Annotated in this window: 11 protein-coding genes and 4 pseudogenes; 8 read left to right on the top strand and 7 right to left on the bottom strand. The window is 55.2% G+C overall.

Annotated elements, in window-relative coordinates; translation table 11 throughout:
• Positions 1–83: 83 nt before the first annotated feature.
• Entirely contained in the window at positions 84–1,052 is a 969-nt protein-coding gene (locus ACQE3Y_RS18425) for a magnesium and cobalt transport protein CorA (protein WP_426982222.1), read from the bottom strand.
• 193 nt (positions 1,053–1,245) lie between these two features.
• Here ACQE3Y_RS18425 and ACQE3Y_RS18420 point away from each other — a divergent pair, with 193 nt between their 5' ends.
• Complete coding sequence (locus ACQE3Y_RS18420; protein WP_426974681.1) at positions 1,246–1,458, top strand: hypothetical protein; 213 nt, start codon at positions 1,246–1,248, stop codon at positions 1,456–1,458.
• A 121-nt stretch (positions 1,459–1,579) separates the two neighbouring features.
• On the opposite strand, the gene dbpA is transcribed toward ACQE3Y_RS18420, so the two are convergent.
• Positions 1,580–2,959, bottom strand: coding sequence for an ATP-dependent RNA helicase DbpA (dbpA, locus tag ACQE3Y_RS18415; RefSeq protein ID WP_250651994.1), 1,380 nt, complete (start codon positions 2,957–2,959; stop codon positions 1,580–1,582).
• Positions 2,960–3,254: 295 nt separating this feature from the next.
• On the opposite strand from dbpA, the gene ACQE3Y_RS18410 reads away from it, so the two are divergent.
• Entirely contained in the window at positions 3,255–3,614 is a 360-nt protein-coding gene (locus ACQE3Y_RS18410) for a DUF1971 domain-containing protein (protein ID WP_426974680.1), read from the top strand.
• Positions 3,615–3,675: 61 nt separating this feature from the next.
• On the opposite strand, the pseudogene ACQE3Y_RS18405 reads toward ACQE3Y_RS18410, so the two are convergent.
• The 5 genes and pseudogenes from ACQE3Y_RS18405 to ACQE3Y_RS18385 all read right to left on the bottom strand — a co-directional run.
• A pseudogene (locus tag ACQE3Y_RS18405) lies at positions 3,676–3,986 on the bottom strand (ABC transporter substrate-binding protein); the annotation flags it as partial.
• Between the two features lie 766 nt (positions 3,987–4,752).
• A complete protein-coding gene (locus ACQE3Y_RS18400; RefSeq protein WP_426982221.1) occupies positions 4,753–5,511 on the bottom strand; it encodes an ABC transporter ATP-binding protein in 759 nt (252 codons plus the stop codon).
• Positions 5,508–6,491, bottom strand: coding sequence for an iron chelate uptake ABC transporter family permease subunit (locus ACQE3Y_RS18395; RefSeq protein ID WP_250652674.1), 984 nt, complete (start codon positions 6,489–6,491; stop codon positions 5,508–5,510). Before ACQE3Y_RS18395 ends, ACQE3Y_RS18400 begins: the two co-directional genes overlap by 4 nt.
• Positions 6,492–6,501: 10 nt before the next feature.
• Positions 6,502–7,461 carry an ABC transporter permease gene (locus tag ACQE3Y_RS18390; RefSeq protein ID WP_085067792.1) on the bottom strand — a complete coding sequence of 320 codons (960 nt, stop codon included), beginning with the start codon at positions 7,459–7,461 and terminating at the stop codon, positions 6,502–6,504.
• A 107-nt stretch (positions 7,462–7,568) separates the two neighbouring features.
• Positions 7,569–8,522: pseudogene (locus ACQE3Y_RS18385) on the bottom strand (siderophore ABC transporter substrate-binding protein); the annotation flags it as partial.
• 358 nt (positions 8,523–8,880) lie between these two features.
• Here ACQE3Y_RS18385 and ACQE3Y_RS18380 point away from each other — a divergent pair.
• From ACQE3Y_RS18380 to ACQE3Y_RS18355, 6 genes and pseudogenes are all read left to right on the top strand, one after another.
• Positions 8,881–11,067: a TonB-dependent siderophore receptor gene (locus ACQE3Y_RS18380; protein WP_426982220.1), complete on the top strand. Its 2,187-nt coding sequence runs from the start codon at positions 8,881–8,883 to the stop codon at positions 11,065–11,067.
• A gap of 346 nt (positions 11,068–11,413) precedes the next feature.
• Positions 11,414–13,087: a ShlB/FhaC/HecB family hemolysin secretion/activation protein gene (locus ACQE3Y_RS18375; RefSeq protein WP_426982219.1), complete on the top strand. Its 1,674-nt coding sequence runs from the start codon at positions 11,414–11,416 to the stop codon at positions 13,085–13,087.
• A 12-nt stretch (positions 13,088–13,099) separates the two neighbouring features.
• On the top strand, positions 13,100–24,940 hold the full coding sequence (locus ACQE3Y_RS18370; protein ID WP_426982218.1) for a hemagglutinin repeat-containing protein: 11,841 nt from the start codon (positions 13,100–13,102) through the stop codon (positions 24,938–24,940).
• A gap of 55 nt (positions 24,941–24,995) precedes the next feature.
• Positions 24,996–25,208: a hypothetical protein gene (locus ACQE3Y_RS18365; RefSeq protein ID WP_426982263.1), complete on the top strand. Its 213-nt coding sequence runs from the start codon at positions 24,996–24,998 to the stop codon at positions 25,206–25,208.
• A 61-nt stretch (positions 25,209–25,269) separates the two neighbouring features.
• Positions 25,270–25,509: pseudogene (locus ACQE3Y_RS18360) on the top strand (VENN motif pre-toxin domain-containing protein); the annotation flags it as partial.
• Between the two features lie 21 nt (positions 25,510–25,530).
• A pseudogene (locus tag ACQE3Y_RS18355) lies at positions 25,531–25,752 on the top strand (hypothetical protein); the annotation flags it as partial.

Raw genomic sequence — 25,752 nt, 5'->3', positions numbered from 1 at the left:
CGTACGGGCAACAGTTGTGCCCGTACGGTATTCCATGCGCGGTTTCGCCAAAGCCACGATGTTTCGCGTGTCCGCTGGCCGCTTTACAGCCAGCGGGCGCGTTTCAAACGTAGATAGAGCGCCCCACAGGCCGCCAGCGTACCGCCAATCGCCAGCGGGTAGCCAAACGGCGAATGCAGCTCCGGCATACTTTCAAAGTTCATTCCATACATACTGAAAATCACCGTCGGGATCACCAGGATTGCGCCCCAGCCCGCCAGCTTTTTCACCACTTCGTTTTGCTGTACCGTCACCAGCGCCAGGTTGACATGCATGGCGTTGGTAAGAATTTCGCGCATATCATCGGTATCGGTGACCACGTGATGCGCATGATCCTGCACGTCGCGGATATAGGCGCGCAGCGGTTTAGGAATAATGTTTTCATGCAGGCGAATCAGCTGGTTGCATATCTCATCAACCGGCATCGCTGCGTTACGCAGTGCCAGCAGCTGACGTCGCAGCGTATAGACCTCCTGCACTGACCGGCGATCGAATTCGGTGCGGAACATCGCGCCCTCCAGCTCGTTGATACGCCCGCTGAGCGCGGCGGTGATGTTGCTATAGTTATCCACGATAAAGTCAAAAATGCAGTAAAGCGGAAAGCCGACCCCTTTCCCTAACAATTCGGTACGCTCTTCCGCGCGCAGGCGGATCGGCGCATAGCTGTCTGAAGCCCCGTGACGCACGGTAATCAGGAATTTTTCGCTGACAAAGAAGTGGGTTTCGCCAAATTCAATGCGGTTCTCTTTGGTCAGGTGCGCCGTTTTCAGCACAATAAATAGCGATTCGCCATACTGTTCAATCTTGGGACGCTGGTGGGCGGTAAGGGCATCCTCAATCGCCAGTTCATGCAGGCCAAATTCTTCCTGCATCTGCTTCATAAACGGCGGATCGGGTTGGTATAGCCCCAGCCAGATAAACGCATCCGGCTCATTGATAATGTCGCTGATATTTTCGGGAGCAATCACTTCTCCCCGCTCTCCGTTGCGATAAACGATACTGTTCACAACCATAGCTTACGTGGCTCCCTTTATAATCTGGTTTCTTCCCAGAATAAGGGTAGACGTTATTGTCAGCGCAGCTAAAGAAAATCTGGAAAATCACCGGCTTCGGGTCGATTGCTGGGAAACCCTAACCTCTCTGAATTAACATAGCTCACCGCCAGCATTCGGCTTTAGCGGACATTATTGATTTATGGGGTTGTTTATGGCTGTTGTAGCAGATAAAGCATCATTACCCGTTTTGTCTTCGGAAGAGTGGATTCGCATTGGACAGTGGTCAACGCTGCTGCGTGAGCTGCTGAAGGGAAAAGGAGAGATGTGGAGCGCGGCCGATGAAACGCTGTTCATCCAGTTGCAGACCGCGTTGCAGTTAACAAATAAAGAAAGGGTGGAGAGCAAAGAGCCCGTTACGCCGTAAAAGAGTGACGGCATCGCCTTTATCATGTTGCCGACAAGGAAATTCGTTCCGGGAAATTGACGCCTGTGGATGAACCAGGCAGCGGGCGCGCTTTCAGCTAACGGAAAGCGCGCCGCACAGGTTATTTCAGCAGAATAGCGCGGCAGCTTTTGCCCTTGATTTTGCCCTGTTTGAGCTTGATCAGCGCCGCTTTCGCCTGAGCGGCGGCGATAGCCACATAGGCGTGCGTTGGGGTTAAATCAATCTTTCCGATCAGATCGGCACTGAATCCCGCCTCGCCGGTTAGCGCGCCGAGAATATCGCCCGGACGGATTTTCGCTTTGCGACCACCGTCGATACAGAGCGTCATCATCGCGGCGGGCAGCGCCTGTGACGGCTGATTTTTTAGCGTAGCCGAAGAGACCCAGTTCAGCGTCTGCTGTAAATAGTCTTCCAGCGCATGCGCACGCACCATCTCGTCCGGCGCGACAAAGCTGACCGCCGTACCTTGTTCACCGGCACGCGCGGTGCGGCCAATACGGTGAACATGCACTTCCGGATCGAAAGAGAGCTGATAGTTCACTACCATCGCCAGCGCTTTGATATCCAGCCCGCGTGCGGCGACATCGGTTGCCACCAGTACCCGGCAGCTGCCGTTAGCAAAGCGGATCAGCACCCGATCGCGATCGCGCTGTTCCAGATCGCCATGCAGCGCCAGCGCACTGATATTGCTGTTCTCCAGCGCGGCGGCAATATCGTCGCACTCGCGTTTGGTATTGCAAAACACCACGCAGGAGGTGGGCTGCCGCTGGCTGAGCAGGGCGATCAGCAGCGTTAATTTTTCCCGGCTGCTCGCCTCATAAAAGTATTGTTCGATGGTTGGCAGCTCGGTGACATCTTCCGTGGCGATAGAGAGCGCATCACGCTGAAAACGCTTGCTGATGGCAATAATGCCGTGCGGCCAGGTGGCGGAAAACAGCAGCGTCTGACGCTGCGGCGGCGTATGGCTGACAATCACTTCCATATCTTCCAGGAAGCCCATCTCCAGCATGCGGTCCGCTTCATCCAGCACCAGTGAACGCAGCTGAGAAAGATCCAGCGTTTCACGCTTCAGGTGATCCAGAATACGGCCCGGCGTGCCCACCACAATATGCGGCGCATGCACCAGTGAATCGCGCTGTGCGGCTACCGGCTGGCCGCCGCACAGCGTCAGAATTTTGATATTGCGCGTAAAGCGCGCCAGGCGACGCAGCTCATTGCTGACCTGTTCAGCCAGTTCACGCGTAGGGCACAGCACCAGCGATTGGGTCTGGTATTGCGCAGTATCAATATGTTGCAGGATGCCCAGCCCAAACGCAGCGGTCTTGCCGCTGCCGGTTTTTGCCTGGGCGCGCACGTCGCGACCGTCAAGAATGGCGGGCAGAGAGGCGGCCTGAATGGGCGTCATGGCATCGAAGCCCATTTCGCGCAGGTTATCGAGCTGGCTGGCGGGCAGTTGCGTCAGGGTGGAAAAAGCAGTCACGGGAAAATCTCTAATCAGGCGGGTTTGCGGCGCTCAGTTTAACAGAAGTTGCGCGGGCCGACAGTAAAACGCGCAGCAAGGTTATGCCTGACGGTATAGGCTTTAACCAGCGGCAGAGTATTGTCAGTAAGACGATTGACTGTCAAAGCGACAGCGTTGGGTAAAGTCTTTTTAACAATCTGGCGTAGCGGTGAGTAATGTAACTGATTGACTTTACAGCGCTTATCCAAGGTGGCACGAAGGTTGCACAACAAACATTAGTAGAAAGATTAAATGAAAAACAAGAGGATTTATCATGGCACATCGCATTCCTGCCCATTTCGTACATACCCGTTCCACCCCGTTCTGGAATAAAGAGAGCGTGCCGCGTGCGCTGCTGACCCACCACAACACTAAAAAGGGCGTTTATGGTCGCCTTTCGGTGATGCAGGGCGCGGTGAAATATTATGGCTTTGCCAGCGAGCATGACGAAACGCCGGAAATTGAAGTGGTGATCGAGGCCGGGCATTTCGGCATCAGCCCACCGGAATACTGGCACCATGTGGAACTGCTCACCGACGACACCTATTTCAATATCGATTTCTTTGCCGATCCGGCAGAAGAGCTGCAGGGCAAGGGCATCGGTCAGGTGGTGAACACCCATAAAGGCGCATAGTTTCTTAGCCTGGCGTGTCGGCAGGCGCATCGCTACCTGCCGACGCTTATGCCAGACAGGCTTATTCCGGCAGCAAAATAGCCTGAATTTGCCGATCGCTTAAGCTAACGCCAAAAAAGTCGTGGTAAAAACGCCGCGTTTCCTGCTGCATATCAATATCCTGAAAGCGCTGCGGATAAAGCGTTTTGCCAGCCATAAAAACTGTAATGCTTATTCTCTGGTTTTGCGGCACCACCAGAACATCCCTTGCGGGTTGACATAAACGCGATGCTGTTGCATCGCCGCAATTCCCTGCCACTGTGCGGAGTTGCGTATAATTTCGGCATCGCGCCGATTCATCGCCACCATTACATCGGGATTAGCCTGCGCCACTCAATAACGAAGCCGCGAGTATTATTCCAGTAAATAGACGTATATTTACCAACAAAAGTTGACGCCTCTCACAAAATAATATTCTGGAGGGATAACAGCCAAATTAAATAACTGTAATGTTCGTGATCTTACACAGGATATGATTGCCTCTGCGTTAACCGGAGGAGCTGTCGGAGCATTTGGCGGTAGTGTAGCTGTTCCTGTTGTCGGTTCAATTCCCGGATGGTTAGCTGGCGCCATATCTGGCGCGGGCATGGGCGCACTTACTTATGGAGCTTCCTGCTGGTGGTAGCAACGAGAACGAGATTTATTAAATCGTTATGTGGCACGATATTTTTTATAGTTGCATTCTCAATCTTTAAATATTTCACTACGGAGAATTTTTTTGACTTAAAAATTATATTCCAGATCGGAATGACTGGCGTTTTGATGGGTGCCATTTTTTACAGATTTCTATTCAAATAACAAAGGCGGGCCATCGGGTCCGCCTTTGTTTGTTTTTAGCGTCCTGCTCAAATTTTTGTTAAATGGTGGAATTCGCCGCGTTGCTCGTGGTATCGGCCTGAACAGCCCCTGGTAAAGTCAGCATTAAAGCGGCAAAAGAGAATTTGTTTATTATCTGCTCACTGTCATATCAATATTTATATTACGGTGGCGAAAATTAGCACCTTTTGATTTTCATCACAAATCATGGCGGGAATAAACATCTTGACGGCGGCGACTGTTAACGGGGCGCGCCCGCAGGCCGCGGGCGCAAGAGAAAGGGTTAACGGTAGTAGATAGCGACAGGCTGGCCGTGCAGGGTTTCGATATGCACTTTGGTATCGAAAATCGCTTCGATAATCTCCGGTTGCATGATTTCCTGCGGTGTACCGCGATAGAGTACCTCGCCCTGTTTCATGGCGATGATATGGTCGGAATAGGCTGCGGCGAAATTGATATCATGGATCACCAGGATAATGGTTTTATGCAGCTCATCCGCAGCGCGACGCAGCTGTTTCATCATCGCCACGCTGTGTTTCATATCCAGATTATTCAGCGGTTCATCCAGCAGTACGTAATCGGTATCCTGGCACAGCACCATCGCAACGCAGGCGCGCTGACGCTGGCCGCCCGACAGCTGATCCAGATAGCGGTCTTTCAGCGGCAGCAGATCGAGAAACGCCATTGCCGTAACAATATGCTGATGATCCTCTGCGGTTAACCGCCCTTTAGACCAGGGATAGCGTCCAAAGCCGACTAAATCTTCTACCGTCAGGCGGCTGGTAAAGTGGTTTTCCTGACGCAGCACCGACAGCACTTTCGCCATCTGCTCATCAGGCGTTTTCGCCACCTCCAGGCCGTTTACCCATACGCTGCCGCCGTCAGCCGTCAGCAGGCGGCTGATCACCGACAGCAGCGTGGATTTTCCTGCGCCGTTAGCGCCGATAATCGAGGTAATGCCGCCCGCCGGAATGGTTTCGCTGATGCGGTCCAGCACTTTACTGTTTTGGTAGCTTTTACAAATCTCTTTAACTTCAATCACACCGCAGCCTTTTTAATCAAAAACCAGAGGAACAGCGCGCCGCCAACGAACTCAATCACCACGGAAAGCGAACCGGCCATATGTAGCCCCCGCTCCAGAATAACCTGACCGCCGACCAGCGTAATGATGCCGATCAGCACCACGCCGGGCAGCAAATAGTGATGACGATGCGAGCCAATAAGCTGATAGCTCAGGTTTGCCACCAGCAGGCCGAAAAAGGTGAGCGGCCCGACCAGTGCGGTAGAAAGCGCCACCAGCAGCGAAACCAGCAACAGAATCCACGTAACGTGTCGACGCCACGGCACGCCCAGCCCAATCGACATATCGCGTCCCAGCGCAATCACATCCAGGCTGTGACGCATCCGCCACACCAGCAGCGCTACCGCCAGCACCGCCACGGCGGAAATTGCGATGATCTCCGGCGCCGCGCGGGTAAAGGTAGCGAAAATACGGCTTTGCAAAATAGCGAATTCGCCCGGCTCCAGCAGACGCTGCAGCAGGCCGGAAATGCTGCGAAACAGCGTGCCGCACACCAGGCCCACCAGCAGCACCATATGGAGATTGATACCGATCCTGCCCAGCAGCCAGCGGTAAAGGAAAGTGGAAAACAGCACCAGCAGCGCCGCTTCACAGATAAACTGCCCTACCGTGCCCAGCATCTTTAAGCCGTTAGCATCAATAAAAAAGATCAGCATGGTCTGGATCAGAATAAACAGCGTCTCCAGTCCCATTACCGAAGGGGTCAGGATGCGGTTGTTGGTGACGGTTTGAAACAGCAGCGTGGCAATGCCAGAGGCGAACGCCACCAGCAGCATAGTGGCGAGGATCAGGCCGCGATGCATCAGAATATAGTTAATATTGCCGCCAAGGTTGATGGTCATAAACAGCACAATGGAGAGCAGCGCCAGCGCGCTTAAACCCATTAACCGTTTAGCGGGTGTAGCAAAGCAGAGACGCAGCGAACGCCGCGCCGGTCGCATTATGGAACTGTCAGCCTGCATAGCGGCGGCTCCTTAAAATCAACAGCAGAAATATCGCCGCGCCCAGGCAGCCGAGGATCACGCTAACCGGGATCTCCCACGGAAAACTGATCAAACGACCAATGATATCGCACAGCACCACCAGCCCGCCGCCGCACAGCGCTACCCACGGAATGGTGCGGCGCAGGTTATCGCCGATGGCCATGCTTACCACATTGGGTACGATCAGACCAAGGAAGGGCAGTACGCCCACCACCACGATCACCACGCCGCTGATCAGCGCAATAATCGCCATACCGAGAAAGACCACCTGGCGATAGTTCAGGCCGACGTTAACCGCGAATTCCCGCCCCATCCCGGCGACGGTAAAGCGGTCAGCGATAACACAGGCCAGCACGGTTAAGATGCCGGTCAGCCACAGCAGTTCGTAGCGGCCCTGCAGTACGCCGGAAAAATCTCCTGCTTCCCAACCGCCCAGCGACTGCAGCAGATCGAATTCCATCGCCAGAAAGGTGGTCACCGCGCTGAAAATCGCGCCCAGCATAATGCCGGTAAGCGGCACCATCAGCGGCGTTTTAATCCGCATCCGCTGCAGTACCAGCAAAAACAGGCCGGTGCCTGCCAGCGCAAACAGCGTGGCGACACCCATCTTTACTATTACCGGCGCGGCAGGATTGACGATCATCACCAGCAGCAGGCCAAGGCTGGCGGATTGCGTGGTGCCAGCAATGGAAGGCTCAACGAAGCGATTCTGCGTCAGCATCTGCATAATCAGCCCGGCCACGCTGACCGCGCTGCCGGCCAGCAGCAGGGCGAGGGTGCGCGGCACGCGGCTGAGAAAGAAAACGTCGCGCACTTCCGCATCGCTCCACAGTCGGGAGAAGGTAACGGGGCTAACGCCGACAAACAGACTCCAGGTCATCAGGCCCAGCAAAATGACCAGGCCTGCGACAAAGCTGAAACTCTTCATTAGGTTAATGATTACTCGCTTTCAGCGCTGTCCGTGGCGCTTTCTGTGTCAGCGCCGGTGCTTTCCATCGTGCCGTTAGCGCTTTCCATGGCGGCGCTGGCGCTCTGCTGTGACGCGCTGGCATCGTTCAGCATGGTGCTGATGTTATCCATCAGGCGCGTATAGCTCTGAATACCGCCAGCGATATAGAGCGACGAGGAATCAAGGTAGACGATATGTTTGTTCTGCCAGGCTTTGGTTTTATGAATCAGCGCGTTATCCAGCACCTGCTGAGCAGATTCCCCTTCGGCGCGACCAATGGCGCTGTCGCGATCCAGTACAAACAGCCAGTCAGGATCGGTATTCATAATAAATTCAGATGTCACCACGTTGCCGTGCTTGCCCGCCTGAGAAAAGGTGGCCGCAGGCTTAAAGCCCAGCTCGTCGAAGATAAAGCCAAAGCGGGAGCCTGGCGCATAAGCAGACATTTTGCCGCCGCTTACCATGATCACCATAGCGTTGCCGGCATGCTCAGCTTTTTCGCGTAGGGCAGCGATTTTTGCCGTAAAGGCATCGGTCAGCGCTTTCGCTTCTTGCTGCTTGTTAAAGATCTCACCCAGTTGCCCTACGCGTTGGATCAGACTTTGCGTGAACTGTTTGGTATCGACGTCCAGCGCAATGGTCGGCGCGATCGCGCTGAGCTTATCGTAGGCGTCGTGGGCGCGGCCGCCCGCAATAATCAGGTCAGGTTTGGCATTGCTGATGGCTTCAAAATCTGGCTCAAACAGCGTACCGGCATTCAGGTAAGCGTCGCCCTGATATTTCGCCAGGAAAGCGGGCAGGTGCGTACTGTTTTTCGGCACGCCGGCGACCGGGATCTGTAATGCATCGATGTTATCCAGCGTGGAGGGATTCAACACAATGACTTTTTTCGGTGCCTGAGCAACCTCGGTGGTGCCCTGCGCATGCTCAACTTTAAGGGTATTGGCTGAGGCAGCGGTTTGTGCCGTAGTGTCATCACATCCGGTAAGCGCTAAGGCAGAAGCCAGAATCGTAGTGGTAAAGAGGGCAGACAGACGCATTTTCTCTCCTGAAAATGTTAACAGAACAAAAGTAACTGTTAATGCATATGATTCGCATTCTTGATGCAGCGCCCGAATCATACCGCCGTCTCGCCAGCTTGAACAGCACTCTGTCGCCGCTCTCATCCGGGAAAAAAGAGCAGAATTCGGTAACCAGAAGCGGTCACTTAATCAGCTAAAATAACTTATATAATTGTAATTAAAGAATTTTTATTGAGATGGTATAGGTTTGCTGTTTTTTATAGCGGTGAATTATGGAGATTTTGTGAAGATTAGTGTTTAGGGAGTGTAATGCAAATAATTATCGTTATCATGCATGCGCAGAAACAACCTTATACATTTAACAGGGATTAGTAGCATGATTCATATAAAACCTTTTCAGATGCGTCCTTGTGCACTGTTATTACTGCTTTGCTTTAACGGTAGCGCCCTGGCGGCTGATGAAACGCCAGCGGACGAAGGCGTAATGACGGTGCGCGCCACGGCAGAAGAAGAACTCAAACAGCAGCCTGGCGTTTCGATTATCACTGCTAAAGACATCGAAAAAAGCCCGCCCGTAAACGATCTCTCTGACATTATCCGTAAGATGCCGGGCGTTAATCTGACCGGTAACAGCGCCAACGGCAGCCGTGGCAATAACCGCCAAATTGATATTCGCGGCATGGGCCCGGAAAATACCCTGATTTTAATTGATGGCGTGCCGACTACCTCGCGTAATGCGGTGCGCTATAGCTGGCGCGGCGAGCGCGATACGCGCGGCGATACCAACTGGGTGCCGCCGGAAATGGTGGAACGCATTGAAGTATTACGTGGTCCGGCGGCGGCGCGCTATGGCTCCGGCGCGGCGGGAGGCGTGATTAATATCACAACCAAACGTCCGACCAACGACTGGCACGGCAGTATGTCGCTGTTTACCAGCCAGCCGGAAGATAACAAAGAGGGGGCGACCAAACGCACTAATTTCAGCCTCAGCGGACCGCTGGCGGGCGATGCGCTGACCATGCGCCTCTACGGCAACATCAACAAAACCGACGCCGACGCCTGGGATATCAATAATGCGCAGAATGGCTCTTTTGCCGCCGGACGCGAAGGGGTGCGCAACAAAGACATTAACGGCTTGCTTTCATGGAAGCTGTCCCCAACCCAGATCGTGGATTTTAATTATGGTTATAGCCGTCAGGGCAATATCTACGCGGGCGATACCCAGTACAGCAACGGTAATATCAGTCCCGGCAACCTGATCCAGACGCTTTACGGCCACGAAACCAACCGCATGTACCGTCAGTCTTACGGCATTACCCATAACGGCATCTGGGACTGGGGGCAGTCGCGCCTGGGCTTTACCTATGAAAAAACCAATAATACACGACTGCAGGAAGGCGCAGGCGGCAGAGTTGAAGGGATGATTAACAGCACCCAATTTAAAACCAGCCGTCTGGAAAACTACCGTGCCAACGGCGAAATTAACCTGCCGCTGGATCTGCTGGTAGAGCAAAATATTACGCTGGGCGCGGAATGGAACCGTGAAGAGCTGAACGATCCGGCGTCCACCTCAATGCTGAACGTTGGCGATATCGATATTGGCGGTGTCTCTGGCGATCCGGCGAAGCGCAACAGCAAAAACAATGCGGATCTCAGCGCCGTTTATTTTGAAGATAATATCGAGCCGCTGGCAGGGACGAACCTGATCCCTGGCCTGCGCCTGGATCATCACAGCAAGTTTGGCAACAACTGGAGCCCCAGCCTGAACTTGTCACAGGAGCTGGGCGACTATTTCAAGCTGAAGGCGGGCATTGCGCGCGTCTTTAAAGCGCCCAATCTTTATCAGTCCAGTGAAGGCTATCTGCTTTCCACCAGGGGCAACGGCTGTCCGCTCGGTATCAAACGTCAGTGCTACCTGATGGGCAATAATGATCTCGACCCGGAAGTGAGCGTGAATAAAGAGATCGGGCTTGAGTTTACCAATGAAGACTACAATGCCGGTATTACCTGGTTCCGCAACGATTACAAAAACAAAATTGTTTCCGGCACCGAGCTGGTTGGCATCGCCAGCAATGGCTACCATGTACTGCGTTGGGAAAACGGCGGCAAGGCGGTAGTGGAAGGGCTGGAAGGCAACCTGGTGATCCCGGTGGTGGAAGATACCCTGAGCTGGCGCACCAATGTCACTTATATGATCACCTCGGAAGATAAAGAGACCGGCAACCCGCTGTCGATTATCCCGAAATATACCATCAACACCATGCTGGACTATCAGGTCACCGATAAGCTCTCGGCGAATGTTAACTGGACGATGTACGGTCGTCAGAAGCCGCGTGCCTATGCGGAAATCAATAAAGAGCAAAAAGACGGCATGTCAGATAAAGAGGTCGGCGCCTATTCTGTGGTTGGCCTGAACGTTAACTATGATCTGATGAAAGATTTACGGCTGAACGCCGGGATCAGCAACCTGCTGGATAAACGCGTTTACCGTGAAAACGATGGGGCTTCCACTTACAACGAGCCGGGTCGCGCTTATTACGCGGGCGTCACTCTTTCTTTCTGATTTCCACTATTTCACTCTCCCGGAGCCTGCTTTAACAGCGGGCTTTTTTATTTGCCGGTGGGAGAAAATACAAGTTAAATGGTTTACTTATGTCACTATTAACCTGGGAAACAAAAAGCGAACGGTACTATTTCACTAACATTTATTTTGCCTGATGGTGCAAAAAACTCACGCTGAGCAGGCAAATAAATAGATTATTTATGTTTGTGGAATAATAAATTTTTCTCTAACTAAAATAATTAAAGAATCGTCTTTTTTTTTCGCTATCGGTGAAACTTTAATTGTTTAGCTGTTATTCTGTGCGCCATTAAAAATAAGATTAATCTCATTCACCATTTGGCCCTTAATGATGGCAAAGACAAGGAAAAGAGTCGCGCTGGCCGCTGCGTTATTCCTGACGAACGCCCACGCGGCGCTGCTTTCGCCTGCGGATCGCAATCAGGTTGAGTTTGAACAGCAGCGGCTGCTGCAGCAAAACCAACAGCAGCGCGATGAGTTACAGCGCAGCACCGACACCGATACGCATTTGCCCATCAGCGCTGCGCCCGGTGAGGCACCCGATGGCTGTATCGCCGTGCAGCAGATCATTATTGAACAGGCCACACGGCTTAGCAAAAAACAACAACAACGGTTAACAGCCCCTTATTCTGGCCACTGCCTGGGCATGCCGCAAATTAATCAGCTGATCCGTGATGTATCGCAGTGGTATATCAGCCGGGGCTATATTACCAGCCGCGCCTTTATTACTGAACAGAACCTTGCCAGCGGTCAGCTGCATATTACCGTGCTGGAAGGAAAACTACAGGCAATTCGTCTGAACGGCGGCGATGCGCGCCAGTTAAGTATGGCGTTCGCGGGTCTGGTCGGCAAACTGCTTAATCTGCGTGATATTGAACAGGGCATGGAGCAAATTAACCGGCTGCGCACCACACCGGTTCAGATTGAGATATTGCCTGGCGATAACCCCGGCTACTCGATTGTTAATTTAACCGCCACGCCGGAATTCCCGCTCACCGCCTCGCTGAGCTTTGATAACAGCGGGCAAAAAAGCACCGGCATGGGGCAGCTTAACGGCTCGCTGACGGCTAATAACCCGTTGGGCCTGGCGGATAAATGGTTTATCAGCGGTGGCCGCAGCAGCGCTTTCTCTCACGCGCGCGATGCGCAAAACGTTCAGGCTGGCGTCAGCGTGCCTTACGGCTACGGCCTGCTGGATTACAGCTACAGCTGGAGCGATTACCGCAGCACCATCAATAACAACGGCTTTAACTGGCTATCACACGGCGACAGCCAGGCGCATCGTCTCTCCGGCTCCTGGGTGCTGTTTCGCAACGGCGATATCAAAACCGGCCTGATGGCGGGCATAAGCCAGCGCAGCAGCCATAACTGGCTGAACGACACCTTGCTGCACAGCAGTAGCCGTCGCCTGACCAGTTTTCAGCTTGGTATCAATCATACGCAGAAAATCGCAGGCGGCGTTGCCACCTTTAATCCCACCTTCAGTCGCGGCATGCCCTGGTTTGATGCCGAACATGACGCAGGGAAAAGCGGCGATCTGCCGAAGGCGGCATTTCGTAAATGGAGCCTGAACGCCAGTTTTCAGCGTCCGCTGACTCAGGATCTCTGGTGGCTGACCAGCGCCTATGCACAGTGGTCGCCGGACCGGCTGTACGGCAGCGAGCGCCTGACAATTGGCGGCGAAAGCTCGGTGCGCGGCTTTAAAGAGCAATATCTCTCTGGCGATAACGGCGGCTACTGGCGCAACGAACTCAACTATCGCCTTTTCACCCTGCCATATATCGGCGACGTGAGCAGCACGCTGGCGCTGGACGGCGGCTGGCTGCAAAAGGATGCGCAGGATCCCTGGGCAGCCGGCACGCTGTGGGGCGGCGCCGTCGGGCTTGGCAGCCGTAATCGCTACTTTTCTACCCAGTTCACGCTTGGCGTTCCGCTTAGCTATCCCGGCTGGCTGGCACCGGATCATCTCAGCATTAACTATCAGGTCGCTTTGGTTTTTTAAGAGGCAAAGATTATGGACAATCAACAACAACCGGTACGCCGTTCTCAACGTCTGCTGAGTTACCTGATTTGCGCGTTAATTGCCTGGCAACCGCTATTGCCCGCGCTGGCGGCGGGCATCACCCCAACCAGTAAAGGCACCCAGCTGGATAAGGCCGCTAACGGCGTACCGGTGATCAATATCGCCACGCCAAACCAGGCGGGTCTCTCTCATAACCAGTATCAGAATTACAATGTGGGCAAAGAGGGGCTGATCCTTAATAACGCCACCGGCCAGCTCACCCCGACGCAGCTGGGCGGCCTGATCCAGAACAACCCCAATCTGAAAGCCGGGCAGGAAGCCAAAGCGATCATCAACGAAGTAACCGGCGCGAACCGTTCGCAGCTACAGGGCTATACCGAAGTGGCCGGGAAAGCGGCCAACGTGATGGTGGCGAACCCTTACGGCATTACCTGTAACGGCTGCGGTTTTATTAACACACCTAATGCCACTCTGACTACCGGCAAGCCGGTCATGGATGCGCAGGGCAACCTGCAGGCACTGACGGTCAGCAAAGGCACCATTACCGTGGAAGGGCAGGGGCTGGATGCCAGCCAGAGCGACGCGCTTTCCCTTATTTCACGCGCCACCGAAATCAACGCGGCGATCCACGCCAACGATCTGAAGCTGATCGCCGGGGCCAACCGGGTGGCGCAGGATGGCAGCGTCACGCCGATTAGCGGCAGCGGCGCTGCGCCGGGCGTGGCGGTGGATACCGGCGCGCTGGGCGGCATGTATGCTAATCGCATTCATCTGGTCTCCAGCGAAAAAGGCGTCGGGGTTAACCTTGGCAACCTGAATGCCCGCCAGGGCGATATGGTGCTGGATGCCAGCGGCAGGCTGACGCTGAAAAACAGCCTGACCAGCGGCGCGCTGACGGCCAAAGGCGAGAGCATCGCCCTGAGCGGCGATCATAAAGCGGGCGGCGCGGTAACGCTGAACGGCGTACAGGAGGTGGCGGTTAATGCGGGGTCGCTGGTCAGCGATAGCACTATTAGCCTGACCGGCAACGGCAAGGTTGCTCTTAACCAGGGCAAACTCACCGCCGGAAAAGATATTCAGCTCAGCGCCGCAGAGCTAAAAATCGATAAGGCAAGCACGGCTGACAGCGGCGGCAATATCAAACTCACGGCGCGCAACGGGGTAGATAACGCCGCGCAGCTTACCGCAGGTGGCACACTGACGCTTAGCGCAGCACAGGCGAAAAACAGCGGCGCGCTACTGGCGCAGCAGCAAACGCTGCATGCCGATACGCTGGAGAACAGTGGGCAGATTCAGGGCGGCCACATGCTGGATATTAGCGCCGCGCAGATCGGCAACAGCGGCACGATGCATAGCAACGAGGCGTTAACGCTCAATGCCGGACAGCTGAACAATAGCGGAGAGATGCAGGGCAATCGCACGCTGGCGCTGACGGCTGATGCGCTGGAGAACAGCGGTACGCTCTCTGCCGATAGCCTGACGCTGAAAGGAAAAACCCTGACCAACAGCGGCGATATCCTCGGCGGCAGGCGCAGTGAAATTAGCGCCGATCGGCTAACGCAAAACGGCACGCTGAGCGCACAGGGCACCACGCAGATCGCGGTGACGCAGCGGCTGGATAACGGCGGCGAAACCAGCGCGCAGGAAGCGCTGAATATCAGCAGCGAAAGCCTGTTTAATCAGGGATCGCTTATTGCGCCGCAGCTGTCGCTCAACAGCCCGCAGCTCACCAATAGCGGCCTGATCCAGGGCAACAGCATGCTGCATATCACCGCCGACGAGTTGAATAATGGCGGCAGTCTGACGGGCGATGACCTGCTGGTTCACGGCAAGAACCTGACCAACAGCAAAGATATCCTCGGCGGCAAGCGCAGCGAAATCATCGCCGATCGGCTGACGCAAAGCGGCACGATAAACTCAGGCACCACGCAACTGACCCTTGCTGATACGCTGGACAACAGCGGCGCGATTGCCGGTCAGGATGCGCTGATGATCACCAGTGGCAATCTGTTTAATCAGGGTTCGCTGAGCGCGCCGCAGCTGACGCTCAACAGCCCGCAGCTTACCAACAGCGGCCTGATTCAGGGCAGTAAAAATCTGGGGCTGACTGCCGATCGGCTGGATAACCTGAGCGGCGGCAGTATCGCCTCCGCCAGCGACCTCTTGCTTGACTTACCTGAGCTTAACAATAGCGGCCTGATCAAAAGCGACGCCGGACTGCTGCTCAGCGGCGACAGCTTAATCAACAGCGGCGAGATCAACGCTGCCACGCTCAACGCCAGCCATAACCAGCTGCTTAACCAGCAGGGTGGATATTTGCTGGCGCAGGGGGCGATGCAGCTACAGCAAAAACAGCTGAGTAACGAGGGGCAACTGGCGGCAGACAGCCTGGTGATCAACGCCGATACGCTGCACAACAACGGCCTGCTGCAGGGTAACAAAGATCTTGCCATTACCGGCAGTGACCTGACCAACGGCGGAACGCTGCTCAGCGGCGGCAAACTGACGCTACAGGGCGACAGCCTGGATAATCAGGGGCTGACGCAGGGCGATGCGCTGGCGGTAAACGTTAACGACTGGCAGAACAGCGGCAACGCGCTCAGCGAGCACGACGCCGACTTACAGACCAAAACGCTGCACAACAGCGGCAAAATTTTAGGCCAGCATGGCGTTCTGCTTCAGGCTGACAGCAGCGATAACAGCGGCTGGCTGGTGGCTCAGGCATTAACGCTGCGCGGCGATCTGATTAACAGTGGCCTGCTACAGGGCAACGACGAGCTAACGCTGCATGGCGACACGATCGGCAACCAGCGCGGCGGACAGCTGCTCAGCGGCGGCACACTGGATCTCGCCGCCACGCAGCTGGATAACCAGGGCGTTTTGCAGGCGGATACGCTGCGGGTTAATGCGCAAAGCTGGCAAAACAGCGGCAGCGCACGCGCCTCCTCGCTGCTGGATGCGCAAGTTAATAATGACATCAACAATGGCGGCAGCCTGGTGAGTGAGCAAGCGCTTACTTTAACCGGCGATCGCATCCTTAACCTGGGCAAGCTGGCGGCGGATCGCCTTAACCTTACCTCGCCGCAGCTCACCAACGGCGGACTGCTGCAGGGCAACAGCATCCTGACGCTGAACAGCAGCCAGCTTAACAACCAGCAGGATGGCGAACTGCTGAGCGGCGGGCCACTGGCGTTAACGCTGGATCGGCTGGATAACGCCGGGCTGTTGCAGGTGGATGGCGCACTGGATCTCAACGCTCGTCAGGCCGGCAACAGCGGCAAAATGCTGGCCGATACGATTTCCGCTCAGGTTAATGAAACGTTGACTAACAACGGCGAACTGCTGGCGCAGCAGGCCACGCTCGATGCGCAAACGCTGGAGAACAACGGCGCGCTGGCCGCACAGAACCTGACGCTAACGGCCAATACGCTGCATAACCGTGGTGCGCTGCAGGGCGATAGTGTGCTGGATATCACTGCGCAGCAGCTGGATAACCAGGCCAGCGGCACGCTGCTGAGCGGCGACAGTCTGCTGCTGCACGGTGATCGCTTCAGCAATGAAGGCGGCTGGCAGGGCAAAAAGATTGAGATTAACGGCAATACGCTGGAAAACCTGGGCACCATCAACGGCATCGACCAGCTTACCGGCAGCCTGCGTGATGAGCTAAACAACGGCGGCAGCCTGTTAAGCCAGGGCGATGCCAGCCTGACGGCAAACAGCCTGACCAACCAGGGCAAAATCCTCGCTGACGGCCTGACGCTGCGCGGTCAGACGCTCAATAACAGCGGGCTGTGGCAAGGCAGTTCTCTGCTGGATGCTCAGGGCGACAGCCTGACCAGCGCGGCGGGCAGCCGTACGCTTTCCGGCGGGCTGTTAGCGCTGAACGCCGATCGGCTAACGACCAGCGGCACCCTGCAGGGTGAACAGGCGCAGGTTAGCGCCAACAACTGGCAACATCAGGGATCGCTGCTGAGCAACGGCGGGCTGACCGCGAACGTCGCGGGGCTGCTCACTAACAACGGCGATCTGCTCAGTCAGGACGCCGCGCAGATCCACGCGCAGACCCTGACCAACCAGGGCGATGTGCTGAGCGCGGGCGCGATGACGCTCACCGGCGACAGCCTGAACAACAGCGGTTCGGTACAGGGAAAAACGCTGCATATCGCACCGGCGAAAGTGATTAATCAGGGCAGCCTGATTGGGCTACAGGCGCTGACGCTGGGCGCGCTGCCGCAGATGGCGGGCCGCATGATGCTGATGGCACTGACCACGCCCGCGCGTGAGCTGATCAATAACCAGGGCGGCGCGCTGCTGACGCAGGGCACCTTAACCATCAATGGCGACAACGTCACTAACAACGGCAGCTGGCAGGGGCAACAGATTCTGCTGAACGCGCAGCGGCTAACCAACGGCGGCGCGATCCAGAGCGCCGACGGTATGCAACTGCTCCTCGCGGATAAGCTGGACTCCACTGCTGGCAGCAAAATCAGCGCTAACGGCACGGCGGCATTGCAGGCGCTGGCGTTAACCAACCAGGGACAATGGGCAGCCAAAAACCTGACGCTGAACGGCAACACGCTAAATAACGGCGGCGATATCAGCGGCGTTAACGGCCTGACGGTAAAACTCAACGGGGCGCTGACCCAGCAGCAGGATAAAACCCTGCTGACGGCGGGTAAGCTGGAGCTGCAGGCGGCATCGGTAAATAACGCCGGACGTATTCAGGGCGGCGAACTGCAGGTGATTAGCGGCGCGCTGGAAAACCGTGGCCGGATGCAGGGCGATAACAACCTGCTGCTGACGCTAAGCGGTCGTTTAACCAATGCGGCTAACGGCACATTGCTCAGCCAGAAGGCGCTGACGCTTAAAACGCCGGAACTATTTAACTACGGCCTGATTCAGGGCGGCGGAACGAGCGGAATTAACGCCACCGGCCTGGCGAACAATAGCGGAAAAATACTTTCCGGCGGCGAGCTGACGTTAAACACCCCGCAACTCACCAACAGCGGCTGGCTGCAGGCGACGCAGCTGATCCTGAATGCCGCCAGCGCCAGCAATAGCGGCACGCTGCTGGCGCAGCAGCAGGGCACCCTGACCGGTAACGGTTTGAATAACCAGGGCAGCGTGCAGGGCGACACTCTCACCGTTAACTATCAGCAACTGACCAACGGCGGCACTCTGTTGGGTAACCATCAGCTGAACGTCACCGCCACGCAGGTAAACCAGCAGGCGGCAGGCAAACTGTTCAGCGGCGGCAACCTGGTGCTGAACAGCAACGGTCTCGACCAGCCAGGGCAGGTGGTGGCGTTGGGCAATGCGACGCTGAAGCTGATTAACGCCTTTACCAACAAAGGCACGCTTGCCGCCGGTAACCAGCTGAGCGTGAGCAGTAACGGCGCGCTGGAAAACCTGGGCACCATGCAGGGCCAGGCGCTAACGTTGGGCGCAGGCGGCGATCTGATTAACAACGGCCAGCTCACCAGCGGCAACGGCGACAGCACGCTAAGCGGCAACCGCATCGCCATGAACGGCAGTGGCACCTTGCAGGGTGGCGGCAATATCAATCTCACCAGCCGCAGCGATATCGCGCTCGACGGTTTTACCGGCACATTGGGCAACCTGACGCTCAGCGCGCCGGGCAGCATCGTGAACACCGCGCTGCTTTACGCGGCGAATAACCTTTATCTCTACGCCAACAGCATCAAAAACCAGCAGGGTGATGTACTGGCGGGTAACAGCCTGTGGATGCAGCGCGACGCGGCGGGCAATGCCAATAGCGAGGTGGTAAACACCTCTGGCACCATCGAGACGCAGAACGGCGATATCACGGTTAAGACTGGGCATCTGTTGAATACAAGAGAAGGACTAAAGGTTAGCCAAAAAATTGAGCAATTATCCACGCCGGAAGGCGTAGGAAATTCGACGATAAAAATATCGATTTTCCAGTTACCGCTGGGTAGCTACGGTTATTACACCACCTTGGTTGAAACTGAAAGCACCGCTGGTTGTGGCCCTCATGGCGGCGGTTGTTCAACTCACATCACAAGAAAAATCTGGTATGCGCCGCTGGAAGATAAAGAAGCGATTATACAAAAATTTGCTGTTAGCAAAACTCAGGTTGATGTTGTTAGCAAGGGCGGAGCCGCTCGATTAGCCTCCGGACGCGATCTCACTATTGCCGCCAAAACGCTGGAGAATCAGGCCAGTGATATCCTGGCAAATAAGAATATGTCTTTGTCGGGAGAGCAGTTAAACAATCAAAGCTGGCAATCAGGCATCAGTAACGAATATCTGGTCTATCACTATGGTACAGGTAATCCACCGGTTGGACCGTATGCCGAAATTCCATTAACAACACAAAGAACCCAGGATGGCGCAAAAGGAAGCAACTTTACCTATCAGCTTACCGGTCATGAAACAGAGTTTAGTCCTGGAGCGCTTTACCGATCGGTTATTCAGGCTGGTGGCAATATCAATGCAAGCTTTAGCGATAATATTAGCAATAGCGCTACTACGGCTAATTCGGGCGTGGTCAGCCATTCGTTAGCTGCGCCAACATTAATCCGACTGAGCCAGCAAAATATTAACGGTGCGCAGCAAACACAATCACTAACTCCCGTTACGGGGCTTGCCATTAATTCACCGCAGTGGCGCGATCAGCTGCAAAATGCATTGCAGGCGATTAACGGCGGTGGCTCGCTGGAGAAGAGCAGCGGATCCAGCGCAGCGCTTAATCAGTATGATGGTTCGCGTAAAGGCGCATCGCCGTTAGAGAAGGCGGCACAGCTGGCCGCTGCTAATACTACAGGTCAGGCGTTAAATAACTATCAGGGCAACCAGGTTGATACCAGCGCCTATCCCTTAACGAGCGGTAACAATGGCTACTTTGTGCCTTCCACCGATCCAAACAGCCATTATCTGATCACCGTAAACCCGAAATTAAACGGCTTAGGGCAGATGGATAAGGAACTGTATGGCGATCTCTATGCCTTACTCGGTACGCAGCCGGGAACCGCGCCAGCGCAGGAAACGCGTACTCAGTTCACTGATGAAAAAGCCTTTTTAGGGTCTTCCTATTTGCTGGATCGCCTGAATCTGCACCCAGAATATGACTATCGTTTCCTGGGCGATGCGGCATTCGATACGCGTTACGTCAGCAATACGGTAATCAATCAAACCGGCAGCCGCTATATCAACGGTATCGGTTCCGACCTGGAGCAGATGCGTTACCTGATGGATAACGCCGCCGCCGCACAGCAGTCATTGGGCCTACAGTTTGGCGTATCCCTGACCGCCGATCAGATTGCCGCGCTTGATCACAGCATTATCTGGTGGGAAGCCGCCACCGTTAATGGTGAAACGGTGATGGTGCCGAAAGTTTATCTTTCGCCGAAGGATGTGACGGTAAATAACGGCAGCGTGATTGCCGGTAATAACGTCAAGCTGGATGCAGGTAATATCACCAATAGCGGCAGCACGCTTACCGCCAAAGCGGATCTAAACCTTGATAGCCAGAACAGCATTAATAACCTGAATCAGGGGCTGATTAATGCGGGCAGCGATCTCCAGCTGAGCGCGTTAAACGATATCAATAATATCGGTTCTGCCATCAGCGGGAAAAAAGTCGCGCTGGAAAGCCTCGGCGGCAGCATTAATAACATTACAGAAACGCAGGTATGGAAAAGCAATGCCAGCCGTAAAAATGGCATAAGTGTTAATTTAACAAAAACGGATAATGGTAAAACGGCCAGCATTAGTGCACTAGAAGATCTCAGCATAAGTGCTGGGAAAAATATCAGTGTGCAGGGAGCTGAAATTATATCGTCAAAAAGTTTGTTAATGCAGGCATGGGGCGATATTAGCGTAACAGCAAATGAAATAAAACAGGGGCAAAGCCAGTCCAGTGCTTATCGTAATTGGTTCGATCGCGGCCAAAGCAATAGCAACATCACACTTGATAACCAGCAAAGTATTATATCAGCAGGCGGCAGCGCAACTATAAATGCAGGAAAAGACCTTACGCTTAATGCCAGCACAGTTACTGCTAATCAAAACATGTCAATAACTGCAGGTAATGATATTAACTTAAATGCTGCAGCCAACCGCCAAAGCAACAGTAAAAATAAGATAGCTTCTGATAGTCAAGGTTATGATCGTACTTCCCTGAGCAGTGGTGGAAACCTTGTTTTAACGGCTGGACGTGATGTCCATAGCCAGGCAGTCAGTATTAGAGCAAAAGGCGCTTTGGCTGCGAAAGCTGAACGCGATCTCAACCTCAACGCTGCAACCACGCAGCAAAACAGCCGCAATGGCAAATCGGAGTCTCACGCCTCTGGTCTGGATCGCACCACTATTTCCAGCGGCAGCGATTTGCAACTGGCGGCAGGGCGCGATCTCACCAGCCAGGCGGCAGGTCTGGCGGCGGAAGGTGACGTGGCATTGCAGGCGGGACGCGATCTTAATCTGCTGGCAGAAGAAACCCGTTCCGGCAACAGCTACAAGGCGGGCAAAAAGCAGGAAATCAATGAGCATGTACGCCAGCAGGGCACCGAAGTCGCCAGCGGTGGCGATACCTCGTTGCTGGCCGGGCGCGACCTGAACAGCAGCGCAACCCAGGTCACCGCGCAGCAGGATATCGCGGTTGCCGCCGGTCATAACGTTAACCTGAACACCGCGACCGAAAGTGATTATCACTACAAAGAGGAAACCAAAACCAAAAAAGGTTTCCTGAAGAAGAAAACCACGCACACCATCGAAGAGGACAGCGCCACGCGTGAGGCGGGCACGCTGCTGAGCGGTAATAATGTCGCGGTCACGGCGGGCAACGATCTGCTGGTCAAAGGCTCGCAGGTGGTGGGCGATGGCAGCGTTGCACTGAGGGCAGGCAACAATGTAGATATTGCAGCGGCTACCAACACCGACTCCAGCTGGCGCTTTAAGGAAACCAAAAAAAGCGGCCTGATGGGCAGCGGCGGCATTGGCTTTACTATCGGCAGCAGCAAATCGGTGCACGACCTGCGTGAGAAGGGCACCACGCAAAGCCAGAGCGTCAGTACCGTGGGCAGTACCGGTGGCGACGTGGCGATTACCTCAGGCGGGCAAACGCATATTGGCGGGGCGGATTTGGTGGCAGGCAAAAGCCTGGATATCAACGGCGATGCGGTAGTGATCGAGCCGGGCCACGATAAGCGTACCCGTGACGAACGCTTTGAGCAGAAAAAGAGTGGTCTGACGCTGGCGCTGTCCGGCGCGGTAGGCGAAGCCATCAATAGCGCAGTGGCAACCGCGCAGGCGGCAAAAAGCGAAAGCGACGGCAGACTCGCGGCGCTGCAGGCGACCAAAACCGCGCTCTCCGGCGTACAGGCAGTGCTGGCGTCACAGCAGGCAACGGCCAGCGGCGATCCGAATAATGGCGTAGGCATCAGCGTCTCACTGACCACGCAAAAATCGAAATCGCAGCAGCATCAGAGTTCTGATACGGTTAACGGCTCCACGCTGAACGCCGGTAAAGATTTGACGATTACCGCTAACGGTAAAGGCGACAGCGCGCACAGCGGCGATATTCTGATTGGCGGCAGCCAGATGAAGGTGGCGGGCGACAGCACGCTGAACGCCGCCAGGGATATCCTGTTAACCGGCGCGGCCAGCACGCAGCAGAGCAGCGGCAAAAACAGCAGCAGCGGCGGCGGCGTTGGCCTGAGTTTCGGCGTGGGCAGCGGTAGTGCGGGCATAAGCATCTTTGCCAGCGTCAACGGCGCGAAGGGCAAAGAGAGCGGCAACGGCACGCGCTGGAGCGAGACCACGCTGGACAGCGGCGGCAACGTGGCGCTGAACAGCGGGCGTGATGCCACGCTGAACGGCGCACAGGTCAGCGGCAACAAGGTCACGGCGGATATCGGGCGTGACCTGGCAATTAGCAGCCAGCAGGACAGCGATCGTTACGACTCGAAGCAGACCAGCTTTGGGGCGGGCGGTAGCTTTACCTTTGGCTCGATGAGTGGCTCCGGTTACATCAGTCTCAGCCAGGACAAAATGCGCAGCCGCTACAACAGCGTGCAGGAGCTGAGCGGCATCTTTGCCGGCGACGGCGGCTTTGACATCACCACCGGCAGCCACACGCAGCTGGACGGCGCGGTGATTGCCTCCACGGCAACTGCGGATAAGAACCGCCTCGACACCGGCACGCTGGGCTTCAGCGATATCGGCAACGCGGCGGACTATAAGGTCAGCCACAGCGGCATCAGCGCCGGGCTTTCCAGCGGTGGTTCGCTGGGCGGGCAGCTGCTCTCAAACGCGCTCTCTAACACTGCCGGCACGCTGCTGGCGGGGCTGGGTGGTAAAGGCCATGCGGAGGGCACCACGCAGTCGGCGGTGGCCGACGGCACTGTCACCATCCGTAATCAGCAGCAACAGCAACAAAATCTGGATGACCTGAGCCGCGACACGGAGCACGCTAACGGCAGCATCAGCCCGATATTCGACAAGGAGAAGGAGCAGAAGCGGCTGCAGATGGCGCAGATGGCGGGTGAAATCGCCGGTCAGATGAGCAATATCGTGCAGACCTATGGCGATATTCAGGGGCTGGAAGCGGCGAAGGGAGCCGGTATTAAGGGCACGGCGAAGGAGCTTCGTGAAAGCCCGGAGTATAAAAAGGCGCAGCGTGATTTCGGCACCGGCGGGAAGTGGCAGAGGGTAACGCAGTCGGTAAGCGGCATCCTTACCGGGCTGGCGGGCGGTAATGCGGCGCAGGCGGCGGCGGGCGGGCTGAACCCGTGGGTGGCGCAGGTCATCAAACAGCAGACCACCGACGCGCAAGGCAACGTGAACGTGGCGGCGAATGCGGCAGCGCACGCGGTGTGGGGCGCGGTGGCAGCACAGATGGCGGGCGGCAACGCAGCGTCCGGTGCAGCGGGCGCCTTCAGCGGCGAGCTGGCGGCGCGCTATATTGCTGAGCATTATTATCATGTTGATTTGTCAGAGCCGGGCAGTCAGCTGACGGAGGCTCAGCGTCAGGAACTGAGCCTGATGAGCGCGCTGGCAGCGGGCCTGGCGGGCGGCCTGGCCGGCAACAGCACGGCAGCGGCAACCACCGGTGCGCAGGCCGGGAAGAATGCGGTTGAGAATAATGCGCTGAGTGATTTGACCGATGCATTAGCGACAGGTAAGACACCGCAACAGCAGGCAGACGAACGCGTCGAAGCCGAAAATGAACGCTATAAAAAGGAAAACTGCGCAGGGATGAGCGCAGAAGCGTGCTCAGTGAAAATGTACAGTCAACGACGGGAAGAGTTGAAAGATATCCTGTCGACGGGCGCAGATTTTGTGCCGGTTGTTGGTGATGTGAAAGGTTTCGCGGAAGCACGGTCAGCGATAGACTATCTTGCGGCAGCAGTTGGACTGATTCCCGGCGCAGGTGATACGGCAGGTAAGGCCATCAAAGCGGCAGAAACAGCGCTGAAGAAAGGAGATATAGCTGAAGCATCGAGGCTGATCAATAAGGCCAGTAGCGACATATCAGCCACTAGTTCTTTGCAAGGTGCCAAACTTAAAGAGTATTACAGGCAAGCCGAAAAATATGGGCAGGATAGCGTTAAAGAATTAAATGATGGGCGCTTCCGCTTTTACGGAACTGTAACCGCAGCGAAAACTAGTGGTGAAATGGCTGGGGCAAGACTGGTCAGAGAATGGAATCCGAAATCTGGACAAACTCGAACGTGGTACGAAACCTTAGATCATTCCGGGAATGTTAGAAGCGTCGCACCTAAGCCAGTAACGAACGGTAAAAATCACCGTATCTTTGATGAAAATGGCAACTACCAAGGCCGTAGATAAAATGACAGAAAAGAAACCATCAAGAGAGGATCTCCGGGAAAAAATAATTCAACTCATATCTGGAGAATCGGATCGTGAAGAAGTATCTGAATGGGCATTCTCAATTATTGATGATGACCACACTTATGTTGATGACCACACTTATGTTGATGACCAGGTGACTTGGAAGATACTGCAATGCTTAGGAGCTGTAGATTTACCAGACATAGATCGAGATTTTTTATACGGAAAAGAAGACTTCGAGAGTTGGTTAGAAGAACTTAACTAGTATGAATCCGGCTTTCAGGCCGGGATCTTTTACCTTCCTACGCCTCAGACGCCCATCCTGCGCGACGGGCGCCTTCAGTGGAGAGCTGGCGGCGCGCTATATTGCTGAGCATTATTATCATGTTGATTTGTCAGAGCCGGGCAGTCAGCTGACGGAGGCTCAGCGTCAGGAACTGAGCCTGATGAGCACGCTGGCAGCGGGTCTGGCGGGCGGCCTGGCCGGCAACAGCACGGCAGCGGCAACCACCGGTGCGCAGGCAGGCAAGAATGCGGTTGAGAATAATGCGCTGAAGGTGCCGGAAAACCAAGACTGAGCAAAAGAAATGACTCAGTGTCAGGGAAGAGAGGCTTGCACCGCCGTAGTTGAGAAATACAAGAAGATTAACGCTGAACAGCATGAAAGTGTTGTGAACTGTACCGGTGCCCAGAACTGCGTCGATAAAGCAAATGAAGTTGGCAGGCTACAGGCTGATTATGCTAATCGCACCAATGAGTTGCTTGAAAAAGCGCGTGCTGAAGGCGGTCTGAGTCAGGCAGATCAGGAT

The sequence above is a fragment of the Pantoea sp. FN0305 genome (assembly GCF_050113845.1).
Classification (GTDB): domain Bacteria; phylum Pseudomonadota; class Gammaproteobacteria; order Enterobacterales; family Enterobacteriaceae; genus Mixta; species Mixta alhagi.
The sequence above is the reverse complement of the archived record's forward strand: the minus strand, read 5'-3'. Positions and strand labels throughout refer to the sequence as shown.